14 protein-coding genes are annotated in these 14,778 nt (G+C 71.6%); 10 read left to right on the forward strand and 4 right to left on the reverse strand.

Features of this window, described 5'->3' with window-relative positions; all coding sequences use genetic code 11:
- Positions 1-117 precede the first annotated feature (117 nt).
- The 4 genes from IG62_RS0122535 (at position 118) to IG62_RS0122550 (ending at position 5,215) form a co-directional block, all read left to right on the forward strand.
- Positions 118-1,551 carry a sensor histidine kinase gene (locus IG62_RS0122535; RefSeq protein ID WP_037839002.1) on the forward strand — a complete coding sequence of 478 codons (1,434 nt, stop codon included), beginning with the start codon at positions 118-120 and terminating at the stop codon, positions 1,549-1,551.
- On the forward strand, positions 1,548-2,231 hold the full coding sequence (locus tag IG62_RS0122540) for a response regulator (RefSeq protein WP_030806093.1): 684 nt from the start codon (positions 1,548-1,550) through the stop codon (positions 2,229-2,231). Before IG62_RS0122535 ends, IG62_RS0122540 begins: the two co-directional genes overlap by 4 nt.
- A gap of 469 nt (positions 2,232-2,700) precedes the next feature.
- The gene (locus IG62_RS0122545; RefSeq protein ID WP_030806096.1) at positions 2,701-3,870 is read left to right on the forward strand and encodes an alpha/beta hydrolase; all 1,170 of its coding nucleotides are present in this window, start codon (positions 2,701-2,703) and stop codon (positions 3,868-3,870) included.
- A gap of 124 nt (positions 3,871-3,994) precedes the next feature.
- Positions 3,995-5,215, forward strand: coding sequence for an acyltransferase family protein (locus tag IG62_RS0122550; RefSeq protein ID WP_030806099.1), 1,221 nt, complete (start codon positions 3,995-3,997; stop codon positions 5,213-5,215).
- A 169-nt stretch (positions 5,216-5,384) separates the two neighbouring features.
- Here the strand turns inward: IG62_RS0122550 and IG62_RS0122555 are convergent, their stop codons facing one another.
- Positions 5,385-6,410: an aldo/keto reductase gene (locus IG62_RS0122555; RefSeq protein WP_030806102.1), complete on the reverse strand. Its 1,026-nt coding sequence runs from the start codon at positions 6,408-6,410 to the stop codon at positions 5,385-5,387.
- A 6-nt stretch (positions 6,411-6,416) separates the two neighbouring features.
- Positions 6,417-6,908 carry a MerR family transcriptional regulator gene (locus IG62_RS0122560; protein WP_030806105.1) on the reverse strand — a complete coding sequence of 164 codons (492 nt, stop codon included), beginning with the start codon at positions 6,906-6,908 and terminating at the stop codon, positions 6,417-6,419.
- Between the two features lie 168 nt (positions 6,909-7,076).
- On the opposite strand from IG62_RS0122560, the gene IG62_RS0122565 reads away from it, so the two are divergent.
- A complete protein-coding gene (locus IG62_RS0122565; protein ID WP_199812512.1) occupies positions 7,077-7,898 on the forward strand; it encodes a serine hydrolase domain-containing protein in 822 nt (273 codons plus the stop codon).
- A gap of 115 nt (positions 7,899-8,013) precedes the next feature.
- On the opposite strand, the gene IG62_RS0122570 is transcribed toward IG62_RS0122565, so the two are convergent.
- Complete coding sequence (locus tag IG62_RS0122570; protein WP_030806111.1) at positions 8,014-8,685, reverse strand: pirin family protein; 672 nt, start codon at positions 8,683-8,685, stop codon at positions 8,014-8,016.
- 57 nt (positions 8,686-8,742) lie between these two features.
- Between IG62_RS0122570 and IG62_RS0122575 the strand changes: the two genes are divergently transcribed.
- From IG62_RS0122575 to fabF, 5 genes are all read left to right on the forward strand, one after another.
- The gene (locus tag IG62_RS0122575) at positions 8,743-9,927 is read left to right on the forward strand and encodes a PucR family transcriptional regulator (RefSeq protein WP_030806114.1); all 1,185 of its coding nucleotides are present in this window, start codon (positions 8,743-8,745) and stop codon (positions 9,925-9,927) included.
- A gap of 89 nt (positions 9,928-10,016) precedes the next feature.
- Positions 10,017-10,979 carry an ACP S-malonyltransferase gene (locus tag IG62_RS0122580; RefSeq protein WP_030806117.1) on the forward strand — a complete coding sequence of 321 codons (963 nt, stop codon included), beginning with the start codon at positions 10,017-10,019 and terminating at the stop codon, positions 10,977-10,979.
- Between the two features lie 13 nt (positions 10,980-10,992).
- A complete protein-coding gene (locus IG62_RS0122585) occupies positions 10,993-12,039 on the forward strand; it encodes a ketoacyl-ACP synthase III (RefSeq protein ID WP_030806121.1) in 1,047 nt (348 codons plus the stop codon).
- 105 nt (positions 12,040-12,144) lie between these two features.
- A complete protein-coding gene (locus IG62_RS0122590; RefSeq protein WP_006605825.1) occupies positions 12,145-12,393 on the forward strand; it encodes an acyl carrier protein in 249 nt (82 codons plus the stop codon).
- A gap of 77 nt (positions 12,394-12,470) precedes the next feature.
- Positions 12,471-13,736: a beta-ketoacyl-ACP synthase II gene (gene fabF, locus IG62_RS0122595; RefSeq protein WP_030806125.1), complete on the forward strand. Its 1,266-nt coding sequence runs from the start codon at positions 12,471-12,473 to the stop codon at positions 13,734-13,736.
- Positions 13,737-13,816: 80 nt separating this feature from the next.
- On the opposite strand, the gene IG62_RS0122600 is transcribed toward fabF, so the two are convergent.
- Positions 13,817-14,707 (reverse strand): NAD(P)-dependent oxidoreductase, encoded by an 891-nt coding sequence (locus IG62_RS0122600; protein WP_030806128.1) that lies wholly within the window; start codon positions 14,705-14,707, stop codon positions 13,817-13,819.
- Positions 14,708-14,778 lie beyond the last annotated feature (71 nt).

Below are 14,778 nucleotides of genomic sequence, written 5' to 3' on the forward strand. Positions count from 1 at the left end.
TGCCGCGGTCTCGTGCGGCGGTTTCGTGCGGTGGTGGGTCATACCGTGGTACGGGGCCGAAGGCCGACCCGTGGTATGACGCCCGGGCCCAGGCCGTCCGCTTACATTGACTCCGCGATGAACGGACGATCCCCAACCCCAGCCCCCGAGGCGGCCCGCAGCGCCGAGCGCGAGCCGGCCCGGTCGAGAGCGCTGCGCGCCGCACGGCAGGCGCTGCGCATCCTCGCCGTCGAGCTCGGCACCCCGACCGAACCCGGCATCCCACTGTTCGCCGGCGTGCAGAGCCGCTGGCTGCGCCGGGTGCCGTACCTCGTCGCCTTCCCGTTCACGGTGTCGTTGCTGCCGACGACCATCAACGTCCTCGGCAACGACTACGGCATGAGCGGCGGTCTGGCCGGCGCGCTCGCCACCGCCCAGACCGTGCCCCTGATGCTGGCCGTGACCCGGCCGCTGCAGGCCTGGTGGGTGATCTTCGCCGCGGATGTCGTCTGCGCCCTGGGGCTCACCGTGGTCGACGGCGTGGCGGACCGCGCCTGGCCCTGGACGCCCCCGGCGATCGTCGGCTATCTCGCACTGATGCTGGCACTGTCCCTGCGCGAGCGCCGGCGCACCCTGATAGCCGTCTGGCTGACGACCGGCTTCGCCGGAATACTCTCCGAGATAATGACCCCGGAGCGCAGCCAGAGCACCTGGGTGCTGACGTTCGTGCTCGCCGGCGTGATGCTGCTGATGGGCGCCACTCTGCGAGAACGGGGCGACGCACAGCGGAAGTTGATCGAGCAGGAGACCATCAGCGAGGCCGAACGCGCCCGCCGAACGCTCCTGGAGGAACGCACCCGGATCGCCCGCGAACTGCACGACGTGGTCGCCCACCACATGTCGGTGATCACGGTCCAGGCGGACAGCGCCCCGTACCGCATCAGCGGGATACCCAAGGAGGCGGAGGAGGAGTTCGGGTCGATCGCCGCGACCGCGCGCGAGTCCCTGACGGAGATGCGCCGGCTGCTCGGCGTGCTGCGCAGCGAGGAGACGGAACGGCAGGGCGGCGGCCCGGAGAAGACCCCGCAGCCCGGGGTGGCGATGCTGCCGAAGCTGGTCGAGGGGACCGTACGGGCCGGTGTGCCGGTGGAGTTGGTGCTGCCGGAGGAGCCGGTGGTGCTCGAACCGGCGGTGGATCTGTCCGCGTACCGCATCGTGCAGGAGGCGCTGGCCAATGTGGTGCGGCACGCCCCCCGCGCACAGACCCGGGTGTCGGTCATACCGACCGCGGACCGCACCCGGCTGACGGTGCTGATCGTCAACTCCGCCCCGCCCGTGGCATCCGCGCCCTCCGCGCCGTTCGAGACGAGCGGGACCGGCCACGGCCTGGTCGGGATGCGGGAGCGGGTGCGGCTGGTGGACGGTTCGCTCGACACCGGTCCGCTGCCCGACGGCGGCTTCCGGGTCGCGGCCCAGCTGCCTCTCGCGCCCGCGCCCGGCTCCCCCGCGTCCGGCTCCGCCGCTTCCCCCTCGGGATCTCCCCTCTCAGCGAAGGATTCCGCCTCTTCATGACCACGCGCGTGATCATCGTCGACGACCAGGCCATGGTGCGCGCGGGGTTTGCCGCGCTGCTCGCCGCGCAGAGCGACATCGATGTGGTGGGCGACGCTCCCGATGGTGTGCAAGGGGTGGAGCTGAGCCGTCGGACGCACCCCGATGTGGTGCTGATGGACGTCCGGATGCCGGAGATGGACGGGCTGGAAGCGGCCCGGCAACTGCTCGCTCCGCCGCGCGGCGTCACCCACCGCCCCAAGGTGCTCATGCTGACCACCTTCGACGTCGACGACTACGTGTACGAGGCGCTGCGCGCGGGGGCCTCGGGGTTCCTGCTCAAGGACGCCCCGCCGGCCGATCTGATCTCCGCGGTGCGCGTGGTGGCGGCGGGGGAGGCCCTGCTCGCGCCGTCGGTGACCCGTCGGCTGATCGCCGATTTCGCCCGCCAGCGGCCGGCGCCCCGCAAGGACCGTGCCTCGCTGCGGCTGAACGGCCTGACTCCGCGGGAGACCGAGGTGCTGGAGCTGATCGCCCGCGGTCTGTCGAACCAGGAGATCGCCGAGGCGCTGATCCTCGCCGAGCAGACCGTGAAGACCCACATCGGGCGGGTGCTGGCCAAACTGGAACTGCGGGACCGCGCGCAGGCCGTGATCTTCGCGTACGAGTCGGGGCTGGTGGCGCCGGGGAGTGGCAGTTAGAGCAGTAGAGGGAGCTGTCGTTGAAGCTGTAGCTGAAGCTGTGGTGGCAGCTGTGGTTGAAGCGTCGGTGAGGCTGTGGTGGGAGCTGTGGTTGCAGCTTTCCCTGGAGCTGTAGCTGGAGCTGGAGTGGAAGCGGTGGGGGCGACACGCCTCGGCTAACGCGGCCCCGGTTGCCGGTCCTCTTCGGGCCGGTGGCTGGGGCCGTGGCCCGTCGCCCGCCCCCTGACGCGATTCGCGTAGCCCGTCCACCCGCGCAACCCCTACGCCCCTCCTCCGTTTCCTACGTTCCCTCCACGGCCCCCTACGTTCCCCCAACGCCCTTTTCGCGCGCGCTCCTTCCTGAGGACGAGCGCGGTGCCGGACCCCCTACCCCGGTATCACCCCGGAGTTGGCTCCGCGGTGTGACGCCGTGTCATGCACCGTCTTCCTACCTTTCCTCCGCCACACCAACGGGAGAGGGAGACACACCATGTCCGTGCTGCGCACCGTCGCACGACGCAGCAAGCGCACGCTGATCGCCGCCGCGCTCGCGGTGACCGTGGCCGCCGGAACCGGCGGCTGGGCGGCAGGTTCCGCGCAGACCGCCGTTACCGGCCCGCCGCCCGGTGCCTCCGCCTGGCGCGCGGACCACTCCCTCGGCGTGCGGTTGCCGGATCCGGCGACCGCCCGACCGACCGCCGTCGCCCGCTTCTTCGCCTCGCTGACCGATGCCCAGCAGCAGGCTCTCGCCGTCCGGCACCCGCTCACCGTGGGCAATCTCGACGGCGCCCCGATCACCCTGCGGTACAGGGCAAACTCCCTTGCCCTGAAGGCGGAACGAGCCCGTCAGCTGGCCCGTGCGGCGGATCCGGCCGGCACCCTCCAGGACCACCAGCAGGCCAGGAAGGCGGCCGACCGGTGTGCCGCACTGCTCAAGCCCGGCCGCCGGATCCTCGCCTTCGACCCGCGCGGACGTGGTCAAGTGGCGGAGGTGTACGGGGACTTGGTCGCCGCGGAACACACCGCCGTGATCGTGCCGGGCTCGGACATCGACCTGGCGTCGTTCGACCGCGCCAAGGACCCGTACGGCACGCCGACCGGGATGGCCAGGTCGCTGCGTACCCAGATGACCGCCGACGCTCCCGGAACCCGTACCGCCGTCATCGCCTGGGTCGGGTACACCACCCCGGTCGGCATCGGCCCGGACGCCGTCACCGGCCGGCTCGCCGAGGCCGGTGCGCCCCGGCTGGCCCGCTTCCTGTCCGGGCTGGCGGCCACCGGCGTGCCGGCACCGGCCGTGCTGTGCCACAGCTACGGCTCGGTGGTCTGCGGACTGGCGGTGCCGCGGCTGGGTGGTCAGGGTCGCATCGCCGATCTGATCGTCTTCGGCTCCCCCGGTATGCGCCGGGACGATGTGGCGGAACTGCACACCTCCGCCCGGGTCTGGGCGGCTCGGGACGCGTCCGACTGGATCGGCGATGTCCCGAACGTCGAGTTGCTGGGCCTCGGCCACGGCGAGGACCCCACCGACCCCGAATTCGGCGCCCGGCACGTCTCCGCGAAGCGGGCCGAGGGCCACACCGGCTACTTCGCCCCCGGTACGGACTCGCTCCAGAACTTCGCGGCCATCGTGCTGGGCCGGTACGGCCGCGTCAGCTGACGCGCACAAGCGGGGCGCGGCATGTCACCACGCGGCACGTCACCGCATGGTCGCCCCGTACCCCTCCACCTCCCTGCACCTCCCTGCATCACCCACCTTCAGGACGCAGAGGCCAAGGATCCCCATGAAAACCACATCCACAGTCCGCTCAGCCGTCCGCGCGATCGAGGCGCGTACCCCCGCGGAGCGGGACCGGGCGATCGACGGGCTGCGGGCGCTCGCGCTGCTCGCGGTACCCACCGGCCACTGGCTGCTCGGTGGCTTCACCCTGGACGCCGAGGGTGCGCTGCACAACGCCAGTCCGCTGACCGCCTTGGGCTTACTCGCGCCCGCCAGTTGGGTGCTGCAGATGCTCGGCATCTTCTTCCTGGTCGGCGGCTACGCCTCGGTGCTGTCCTACCGGCGCGCCCTCGGGCGCGACGAGTCCGTGGGCGGTTGGCTGCGCGGACGGCTCATCAGACTTGGCCGGCCGGTGCTCGGCGTCACGGCCGTATGGGCGGCGCTGCTGCCGCTGCTCTACAGCGTGGGCGTACCGGATGCGACCCTGCGGACGGGCGCGACGCTGGTCATCCAGCCACTGTGGTTCGTCGGCGTGTACGCGGCGATCACCACGCTGACGCCGTACTGCGTCCGCGCGGCGAGCCGTATGGGCGCCTGGGCTGCCGCGCCGCTGCTGGTGGCCGTGGCGGCGGTGGACTTCCTGCGCTACGGGCCGTTCGCCGACGCCATGCCGTCCTGGCTGAGCCTGCTGAATCTGGTCCCCGGGTGGATGTTCGCCTATCAGCTGGGCGTCTCCTGGGGCGAGCGGCGGCTCGGCCGGCGGGCCGCCTGGACGCTCCTGTTCGGCGGGGCGGCTCTGTTCGCGGCACTGCTGCTGTTCTTCCACTACCCGGCGAGCATGGTGGGCGTCCCCGGCCAGGACCGTACGAACTCGCATCCGCCGTCGCTGCTGGTCCTGGCGCTGGCGGCGGCCCAGTCCGGTGCAGCGATCCTGCTCCGGGACCGGATCGCCCGCCTTCTGCGCCGGCCCGCGCTGTGGGCGCCGGTCGTGGTCATCAACCTGTCGGCGATGACGATCCTGTGCTGGCACCAGACGGCGATGCTGTCCGCGGCGGTGCCCGCGTCCTTCCTCGGAGCGGTGCCCGGTCTGACCGTCGCGCCCGTCACGCCGGGGTGGATCCTCGTCCGGCTCGCCTGGCTGCCGGTCTTCGCCGTCGCCCTGCTGCTGATCGCCCGCAGCACCCGCCGTTTCGAGGCCCCTTGGACGGATGTCACCCGTGCCCGCCGCGGCCTCGCCGCGGTCCTGGCTACCGCGTTCGCGGCGTTCGCGCTGGGGCTGGCGTAGGGCCGGGGCGCAGCAGCCCGGGCGCAGCGGCCCAGGCCTCGGCAGCCCGGGGCATGCCCGTCGAGCCACCCGGCCCATCCGAGCCCCCGGACGGCCCGGGCCACCCGGGCGGCCCCGGACCGACGCCCAAGCAGGACACCCCGTGATCGGCCCACCCCCAGCCCGCGGGCTACTCCCGCCCCGCCGACGTGTGCGTCATGTCCGCGTAGCGCTCGCCCGCCACCTTGTCGGCGATCGGCTCCAGGAGGGCCAGTTCCTCGTGGGTGAGCCGGATGCGGGTGGCGGCGGTGTTCTCCTCGACCCGGTGGCGCTTGCGGGTGCCGGGGATCGGGACGACGGCCAGGCCGTGCACGGCGGCCTGCTGCTGCACCCAGGCCAGGGCGATCTGCCCGAGCGTGGCGTCGTGGGAGTCGGCGACCGTCCGGACCGGTTCCAGCAGTGCGGCGTTGGCGGCCGCGTTGTCGCCGGTGAAGCGCGGCTGGGTACGACGGAAGTCGTCCGTGCTGAGCTCCTGGTCGGCGTGCACGAACGCGCCGGTCAGGAAGCCGCGGCCGAGCGGCGAGTAGGGCACCAGGCCGACGCCGAGCTCGGCCGCGGCGGGCACCACGCCGGACTCGATGTCCCGGCTGAAGAGGGACCACTCGGACTGGACGGCCGCGATCGGGTGGATGGCGTGCGCCGCGCGCAGTTCGGTGCCGGTCACCTCGCTCAGTCCCAGGTGCTTGACCTTGCCCTCGGTGACCAGTTCGGCCATCGCCCCGATCGACTCCTCCAGGGGGACGTCCGGGTTGCGGCGGTGCATGTAGTAGAGGTCGATCTCGTCGACGCCCAGCCGCTTGAGGCTGCCTTCGACGGCCTGGCGGATGTAGGCGCGGTCGTTGCGGATGATGCGCCGGTACGGGTCGTCCGGGGCGTCCGGGTCGGGGGAGATGGCGAACTTGGTGGCCAGGACGACCTCGTCGCGGTGCGCCTGGATGAAGGGGGCGATGAACTTCTCGTTCTCCCCGCTGCCGTACATGTCGGCGGTGTCGTAGAGCGTCACGCCCAGCTCCAGCGCGCGCTCCAGGGTGGCCCGTGCCTCGTCGGCGTCCGTGGGCCCGTAGGCGAAACTCATGCCCATACAGCCGAGGCCCTGCACTCCGACGCGGGGGCCGCCGGTGCCCAGCTCGACCGTCTCGATCTTCTCGCTACCCATGAAACCTCAGAACCTCTCGGACGCCCGCCGGGCGTCGGCGTAGATGTCGATCTTGTAGTCGAGTACGTCCAGCGTGCTCTGCAGCTCCGTGATGCGCTGCCGCACGTCCTCGCGGTGCGCGGTCAGCAACTGCTCACGCTCGGCGAAGGTGCTCTCGCCCTGCCGGACAAGTTCGGCGTAGCGGACCATGTCGGCGACCGGCATGCCGGTCAGCCGCAGCTTGGTGACCAGGCTCAGCCAGTCCAGATCGCGGTTGCTGAACCGGCGCTGCCCGGTGTGCGTACGGTTCACGTGCGGCATCAGGCCTATCCGCTCGTACCAGCGGAGGGTGTGGGCGCTGAGCCCGGTGTGCTCCGAGACCTCGCTGATCGTGTACCGGTCCTGGCCGGTGGGCTTGGGGTGCGGGAGCGGCGGGGGGCCGCAGTTGCGGACCTTCACCGGCCGTTCGGCGGTCGCTGCCAGGCCGCTCGTCACCGGTTCGCTCTGCGTGACCGTCATGCCCCGTCTCCCCTGTTTCGCCGGATTGCTCTCGACTTCGCCGCGGACCTCGCGGCTTCACGCCGGATGCCTTGCGACGTCTTCAACGCTAGAGAGTTCGAGCGCACTCCAAGCAAGCGCGGATCGGGCGCAGACTTGACCTGAATTTGGGAAGGCTAGGCTCGGAGCATGCAGAGCCTGCGGATGATCGAGAACTGGCCGGTGCCCACCGCTGCGGCCGCCGTCGTACGAGCCGACGGGTCGGTGGCCGGATCGTACGGCCCTTTGGAGCAGCGGTTTCCGCTGGCGTCGGTGACGAAGCCGCTGGCCGCGTACGCCGCCCTGCTGGCCGTCGAGGAGGGCGCCGTCGAGCTGGACGAGCCGGCCGGTCCGGAGGGTTCCACGGTCCGTCATCTGCTCGCGCACACCTCGGGGCTCGCCTTCGACGAGCAGCGTGTGATGGCCGCCCCCGGCACCCGTCGGATCTACTCCAACACCGGCTTCGAGGTGCTGGGCGACCACATCGCCAAGGCGACCGACATCCCCTTCCCGCAGTATCTGCACGAGGCGGTGCTGGCGCCGCTCGGCATGACCGCGACGGAACTGCCCGGCTCGCCCGCCAAGGACGGCGTCTCCACGGTCGCCGACCTGATCCGGTTCGCGGCCGAACTGCAGGCGCCGCGGCTGCTCGCACTGCAGACGCTCGCGGAGGCGACGCAGGTGGCCTTCCCCGGGCTGACGGGTGTGCTGCCGGGCTACGGCCACCAGAAGCCGAACGACTGGGGCTTGGGTTTCGAGATCCGCGACGGCAAGTCGCCGCACTGGACGGGCGCCGGGTCCTCGCCCCGCACCTACGGGCACTTCGGGCAGTCCGGGACGTTCCTGTGGGTGGACCCGGAGGCCGGGGCCGCCTGTGTGGCGCTGACCGACCGGGCCTTCGGGCCCTGGGCGATCGAGGTCTGGCCGACGCTGACCGACGCGGTGCTGGACGAGCTGGCGCGGGCGGTCTGACGCGGCCGGTGGCCGGGCGCGTGTCCCCGTAGGACCACGAAGCGGAACCGCGCCCGCCGCGGCTCGTGCGGAATCGCGGCCCGCCGCGGCTCGCCCGACCCCGCCGCGGCCCCGCTCACCCGTGGACCGACTCCGGCCCCATCTCCCACATCAGGCACTCCGCGGCCGCCAGCGCCGTCATCTCCAGCCCGGTCCGGTCCGTGATCCGCGCCGCGTCGCCCGCCTCCAGGCGCTGCCCACCGATCCTGACCGCTCCCCGCACGACGTGCACGTACACCCGCTCCGCGTCCGGGACGGCGGTGCGCTCGCCGTCCGTGAGGCGGCGCACATGCAGCAGGGCGCCGGCCCGCTGGACCGCGTACGGCGTGCCGTCGGCGATGCCGCGGACGATCTCGTACGCCGGCTCTCCGCCGAATTCGTGCGGGGCCAGCCACATCTGGACGAAGCGCAGCGGGGCCCCGCCCGCGTTGCGCTCCACGTGCCGCACGCCGCCGGCGGAGCTGAGCCGCTGGAGATCGCCGGGCCGTACGGTGGTCTCGTGGCCGGCCGAGTCGCGGTGGGTCAGCTCACCTTCGACCACCCAGGTCACGATCTCGGTGTCACGGTGCGGATGCTCGTCGAAGCCGGCACCGGCCGCCAGCCGCTCCTCATTGCAGGCGATAAGTGCACCGAAGCGCAGATTGTCCGGGTCGAAGTGGGGCCCGAAGGAGAATGCGTGGAGTGACTCGATCCCGGCCTCCGGATCGCCGCCCCGATAGCGTTCCTCGCCCCTGCGCACCTGAATCATGGGCCCACGGTAGCCCCGCCCCCTCACCTCCTCGCCCCGATAGTGCAGGCTTGTCCCGTGTCTGAACCCGCATCGCGCGACGCGCACCCGCACTCCGCGACCCTCCGGCGCCTGGAGAATTCCTCCGGCACGCTGGCGGCCGCGGCCATCGCCCGCATGGACGCCACGCTGCCGTGGTACCGCGCGATGCCCCCGGAGAACCGCTCCTGGATCGGCCTGGTCGCCCAGGCCGGTATCGCCGCGTTCACCGAGTGGTTCCGGCATCCGGAGACCCCGCAGGCGATCAGCACCGACGTCTTCGGCACCGCGCCGCGCGAGCTGACCCGGGCGATCACGCTGCGCCAGACCGTGGAGATGGTCCGGACGACCATCGAGGTCATGGAGGCGGCGATCGACGAGGTCGCGGCCCCCGGCGACGAGTCCGTGCTGCGCGAGGCGCTCCTGGTCTACGCCCGGGAGATCGCCTTCGCCACCGCCCAGGTGTACGCGCAGGCCGCCGAGGCCCGCGGCGCCTGGGACGCCCGCCTGGAGTCGCTGGTGGTCAACGCGGTGCTCTCCGGAGAGGCCGACGAGGGCGCGGTCTCCCGGGCGGCGGCGCTGGGCTGGAACTCCCCCGAGCACGTGTGTGTGGTGCTGGGCACCGCCCCGGACGGCGACAGCGAGCTGACCGTGGAGGCGATCCGGCGGGCCGCCCGGCACGCCAAGCTGCAGGTGCTGACCGGGGTGCTGGGCACGCGCCTGGTGGTGATCGCGGGCGGTTCGGACAATCCGCTCAAGGCGGCGAAGGCGCTGATCGGCCCGTATGCCGCCGGCCCCGTGGTGGCCGGCCCGGTGGTCTCCGACCTCCTGGCGGCGACCCGTTCCGCGCAGGCCGCGGCGGCCGGTCTGCGGGCGTGCGCGGCCTGGCCGGACGCACCGCGCCCGGTGCTCGCGGACGATCTGCTTCCGGAACGTGCGATGGCCTCGGACCCGGTCGCGCGGGAGCAGTTGGTGGAGGAGATCTACAGACCACTGGAGGAAGCCGGGTCGGCGCTCCTGGAGACGCTGAGCGTCTATCTTGAGCAGGCGAGCAGTCTGGAGGGCGCGGCCCGGATGCTGTTCGTCCATCCCAACACCGTGCGCTATCGGCTGCGACGTGTGACGGACGTCACCGGGTGGTCACCCTCCGATGTGCGCTCGGCCTTCACCCTCCGTATCGCGCTGATTCTGGGGCGTCTGGCTGACGGTGAGGCGCAACTCTAGACTTTTGTCGGAGACCAACAATTCCCCCGATGGTTCTTCGTCCTTGTCCCCACGGGCGGGCGGAACCACCCACAAGAGAGAGTGTGAGGGTGCTCGTACTCGTCGCTCCCGGCCAAGGCGCCCAGACGCCCGGCTTCCTGACCCCATGGCTCGACCTCCCCGGTGTCGAAGACCGGCTCCGTGAGTGGTCGGCCGCCATCGACCTCGACCTGGTCCACTACGGCACGAAGGCGGACGAAGAGGAAATCCGCGACACCGCGGTGGCGCAGCCGCTGCTGGTGGCGTCCGCTCTGATCTCCACCCGTCAGCTGTTCGCGACGGCCGACGACTTCTCCGCCAAGGTCGGTGCCGCGGCCGGCCACAGCGTCGGTGAGCTCGCTGCCGCCGCGCTGACCGGCACGCTCTCCGACGAGGCCGCGATGGGGCTGGTACGCCGCCGCGGCCTGGCGATGGCCGAGGCCGCCGCCGTCACCGAAACCGGCATGGCCGCCCTCCTGGGTGGCGACGAGGCCGTCGTGCTCCCCCATCTGGAGCGACTGGGCCTGACCCCGGCGAACGTCAACGGCGCCGGCCAGATCGTCGCGGCCGGCACCGCCGAGCAGATCGCCGCGCTGGTCGAGAACAAGCCGGAGGGCACTCGCCGGGTCGTACCGCTGAAGGTGGCCGGCGCGTTCCATACTCACCACATGGCACCCGCCGTCTCCGCGCTGGAATCCGCGACCGCTTCGCTGTCGGTCGCCGATCCGCACACCCGCTACGTCTCCAACAAGGACGGGCAGCTGGTCTCCTCCGGCCAGGAACTGGTGCAGCGGCTGGTCGGCCAGGTGGCCAACCCCGTGCGCTGGGACCTGTGCATGGAGACCTTCAAGGCGCTCGGCGTCACCGCGCTCATCGAGGCCGCCCCCGGCGGCACGCTCACCGGCCTGGCCAAGCGCGCCCTGCCCGGCGTGCGGACCCTCGCCCTCAAGTCGCCCGACGACCTCGACGCGGCCCGCACGCTGATCGCCGAGGCGTCCGCCGCCACCGCAGCTGGCTCGGCACCGGTCGAATAGGAGTCCGAAGCGCATGACCTCGAAGATCAAGCCCTCCAAGGGCGCTCCGTACGCCCGGATCATGGGCGTCGGCGGCTACCGGCCGACCCGTGTCGTGCCCAACGACGAGATCCTCAAGCACATCGACTCGTCCGACGAGTGGATCCGCTCGCGGTCCGGCATCGCGACCCGCCACTGGGCGGGCCCCGAGGAGACCGTGGCGCAGATGTCGGTCGAGGCGTCCGGCAAGGCCATCGCCGACGCCGGCATCACGCCCGAGCAGATCGGCGCCGTGATCGTCTCCACCGTCTCGCACTTCAAGCAGACCCCGGCGATCGCGACCGAGATCGCGCACCGCATCGGCGCCGGCAAGCCGGCCGCCTTCGACATCTCGGCGGGCTGCGCGGGCTTCGGCTACGGACTGACCCTCGCCAAGGGCCTGGTGACGGAGGGTTCGGCGGAGTACGTCCTGGTCATCGGCGTCGAGCGACTGTCGGACCTGACCGACCTGGAGGACCGTGCGACGGCCTTCCTGTTCGGTGACGGAGCCGGCGCGGTGGTCGTCGGCCCGGCCAACGAGCCGGAGATCGGCCCGACGGTCTGGGGCTCGGAGGGCGACAAGGCCGAAACGATCAAGCAGACCCTCGGCTGGGACGTCTACCGTTCCACGCCGGTCCCCGGAGGCGACGGGCCCGAGGCGCGCCCCGCCCTGGAGGAGATCCGGTACCCCGCCATCACCCAGGAGGGCCAAGCGGTCTTCCGGTGGGCGGTGTTCGAGATGGCGAAGGTCGCCCAGCAGGCGCTGGACGCGGCCGGAGTCAGCCCGGACGACCTGGACGTCTTCATCCCGCACCAGGCCAACATGCGGATCATCGACTCGATGGTGAAGACTCTGAAGCTGCCGGAGAGCGTGACGGTCGCCCGCGACGTGGAGACCACCGGCAACACCTCGGCCGCCTCCATTCCGCTCGCCATGGAGCGGCTGTTGGCGACCGGACAGGCCAAGAGCGGCGACACCGCGCTGGTCATCGGCTTCGGGGCGGGTCTCGTGTACGCCGCGACGGTCGTTACCCTCCCCTAGGCAAGATCTGCGCAGCACCGTCCGTCTCCGGACGTGCCGGTCGCCGCACGGATCTTCACCGCAAGTAACGCAGTTTCCCCTTAAAATGACCGAAGGAGCGCCATCATGGCCGCCACTCAGGAAGAGATCGTTGCCGGTCTCGCCGAGATCGTGAACGAGATCGCCGGGATCCCCACCGAGGACGTCCAGGTGGACAAGTCCTTCACCGACGACCTGGACGTTGACTCGCTGTCCATGGTCGAGGTCGTCGTCGCCGCCGAAGAGCGCTTCGACGTGAAGATCCCGGACGACGACGTCAAGAACCTCAAGACCGTCGGCGACGCGACCGACTACATCCTCAAGCACCAGAGCTGATCCAGCTCCCGCGCATGTCGCCACCCCGCGGTGGCGCCGTCGATTCAGACCCCTCTACCCGTGGAGTAAGAATTCCCGTGAACACGACCAATCGCACCGTGGTCGTCACCGGTATCGGCGCAACCACACCGCTGGGTGGCGACAGCGCTTCGACCTGGGAGGCCCTGCTCGCCGGACGCTCCGGCGTGAGCACCCTCGACCAGGACTGGGCCGCCGAGCTGCCCGTCCGCATCGCCGGGCAGATCGCCGTTGAGCCGTCCGAGATCATCCCGCGGCCGCAGGCCCGCAAGCTGGACCGCTCGGCGCAGTTCGCGCTCGTCGCGGCCCAGGAAGCCTGGAAGGACGCGGGCTTCACCGCCAAGGCGGGCGAGGACACGTCGGTCAACCCCGACCGTCTGGGCGCCGTCATCGCCTCCGGCATCGGTGGTGTGACGACCCTGCTCGACCAGTACGACGTGCTCAAGGAGAAGGGCGTACGCCGCGTCTCCCCGCACACCGTGCCGATGCTGATGCCGAACTCGCCGTCAGCCAACGTCGGCATCGAGTTCAACGCCCGCGCCGGTGTGCACACGCCGGTCTCGGCGTGCGCGTCGGGCGCCGAGGCCATCGGCTACGCCATCGAGATGATCCGCTCGGGCCGCGCCGACGTCGTCGTCGCCGGTGGCACGGAAGCCGCCATCCACCCGCTGCCGATCGTCGCGTTCGGCAACATGATGGCGATGTCCAAGAACAACGACGACCCGCAGGGCGCCTCCCGCCCGTGGGACGTCGACCGCAACGGCTTCGTGCTCGGCGAGGGCGCCGGCGTGATCATCCTGGAGTCCGAGGAGCACGCCAAGGCCCGCGGAGCCACGATCTACGCCGAGGCCATCGGCCAGGGCATCTCCGCCGACGCACACCACATCACGCAGCCCGAGCCGTCCGGCAACGGCATCGCGGCGGCGCTGACGAACCTGCTCGACAACACCGGTCTCAACCCGGCGGAGATCGTGCACGTGAACGCGCACGCGACGTCGACCCCGGCCGGTGACGTCGGTGAGCTCAGGGCGCTGCGCAAGGCGTTCGGTGACGACGTCGATCACATGGCCATCACCAGCACGAAGTCGATGACCGGCCACCTCCTGGGCGGCGCGGGCGGCATCGAGACGGTGGCCACGATCCTCGCGCTCAAGAACCGCATCGCCCCGCCGACGATCAACATCGACCAGCTCGACCCGGAGGCCGACGCGGACATCGTCCGCGGCGAGGCCCGCAAGCTGCCGGCCGAGGGCACGATCGCAGCTCTGAACGACTCGTTCGGCTTCGGCGGCCACAACGTCGTGCTCGCCTTCCGCACGGTCTGAGGCGCGCCGGTAGACGCGTAGGAGGGCCCGCCCGGTGACGTTCACCGGGCGGGCCCTCCGTCTTTCCCGGTCCGCTGCTCTCAGTCGTCGAAGCTGGCGAAGTACGCCGCGGCGCCGTCCTCGTCGCCGTGGCCCTGCGCCTCGGCCCGGCGGAAGCGCTCGGCGGCCGCCTCGGTCAGGTCCACCCGTACGCCGGCCCGGTGGGCGGCCTCGGTGATCAGACGGGTGTCCTTACGGGCGGCGGAGACGGTGAAGCTCGCGGGGTACTCACCGGAGAGGATGAGGTCGGACTTCATCCGCAGGTACGGCACGTCCAACGCCCCGCCGGCGACCGCCGCGAGCACATCGCCCGGGTCCACACCGAGTCCCTTGGCCAGCGCCATGGTCTCCCCCGTGCCGGTGATGAGGGTCATCACCCAGTTGTTGACGACCAGTTTGAGCCGGCTGGCGGCCCCGCTCGCGCCGTCCTCGCCCACCCACTGGGTGCGGCTGCCGACGATCCCGAAGACCCGCTCGGCGCGCTCCCGCACGTCCGGTGAGCCGGCCGCCAGAATCGTCAACTCCCCCTTCTCGGCAGGTGCCTTGGTGCCCAATACGGGGGCGTCGACGAACCGCAGTCCATGGTCGTCGGCGAAACGGGCGAGCGGGTCGACCGCCTCGTCGCCCACGGTGCTCATCTGGAGCCAGAGGGCGCCGTCGGGCAGCGCCGGGGCGGCCTGCCGCACCGCGTCGAGGACGGCGTTTCCGTCGAGCAGCATGGTGAGCACCACATCGACGCCGCCCACCGCCTCCGCGGGCGTGTCGGCGATCCGCACCCCGTCGGCCGCCAGCGGCTCGGCCCGGGCCCGGGTACGGTTCCACGCACGGACGTCCAGCCCGGCCCGGGCGAGGTTGCGGGCCATCGCCGTGCCCATGATTCCGGTGCCCAGGACGGCTACTGACAGGGTGTCGGAAGAGTTGTTGTCGGCCATGAGGGCACGCTAAGTCTTAGAGCGCACTCCAGGGCAACCGGGGCGGTGTGTCGCCCTACGGACGCAGCGGT

The sequence above is a fragment of the Streptomyces sp. NRRL S-337 genome (genome assembly GCF_000720175.1).
GTDB classification, from domain to species: Bacteria; Actinomycetota; Actinomycetes; order Streptomycetales; family Streptomycetaceae; genus Streptomyces; species Streptomyces siderophoricus.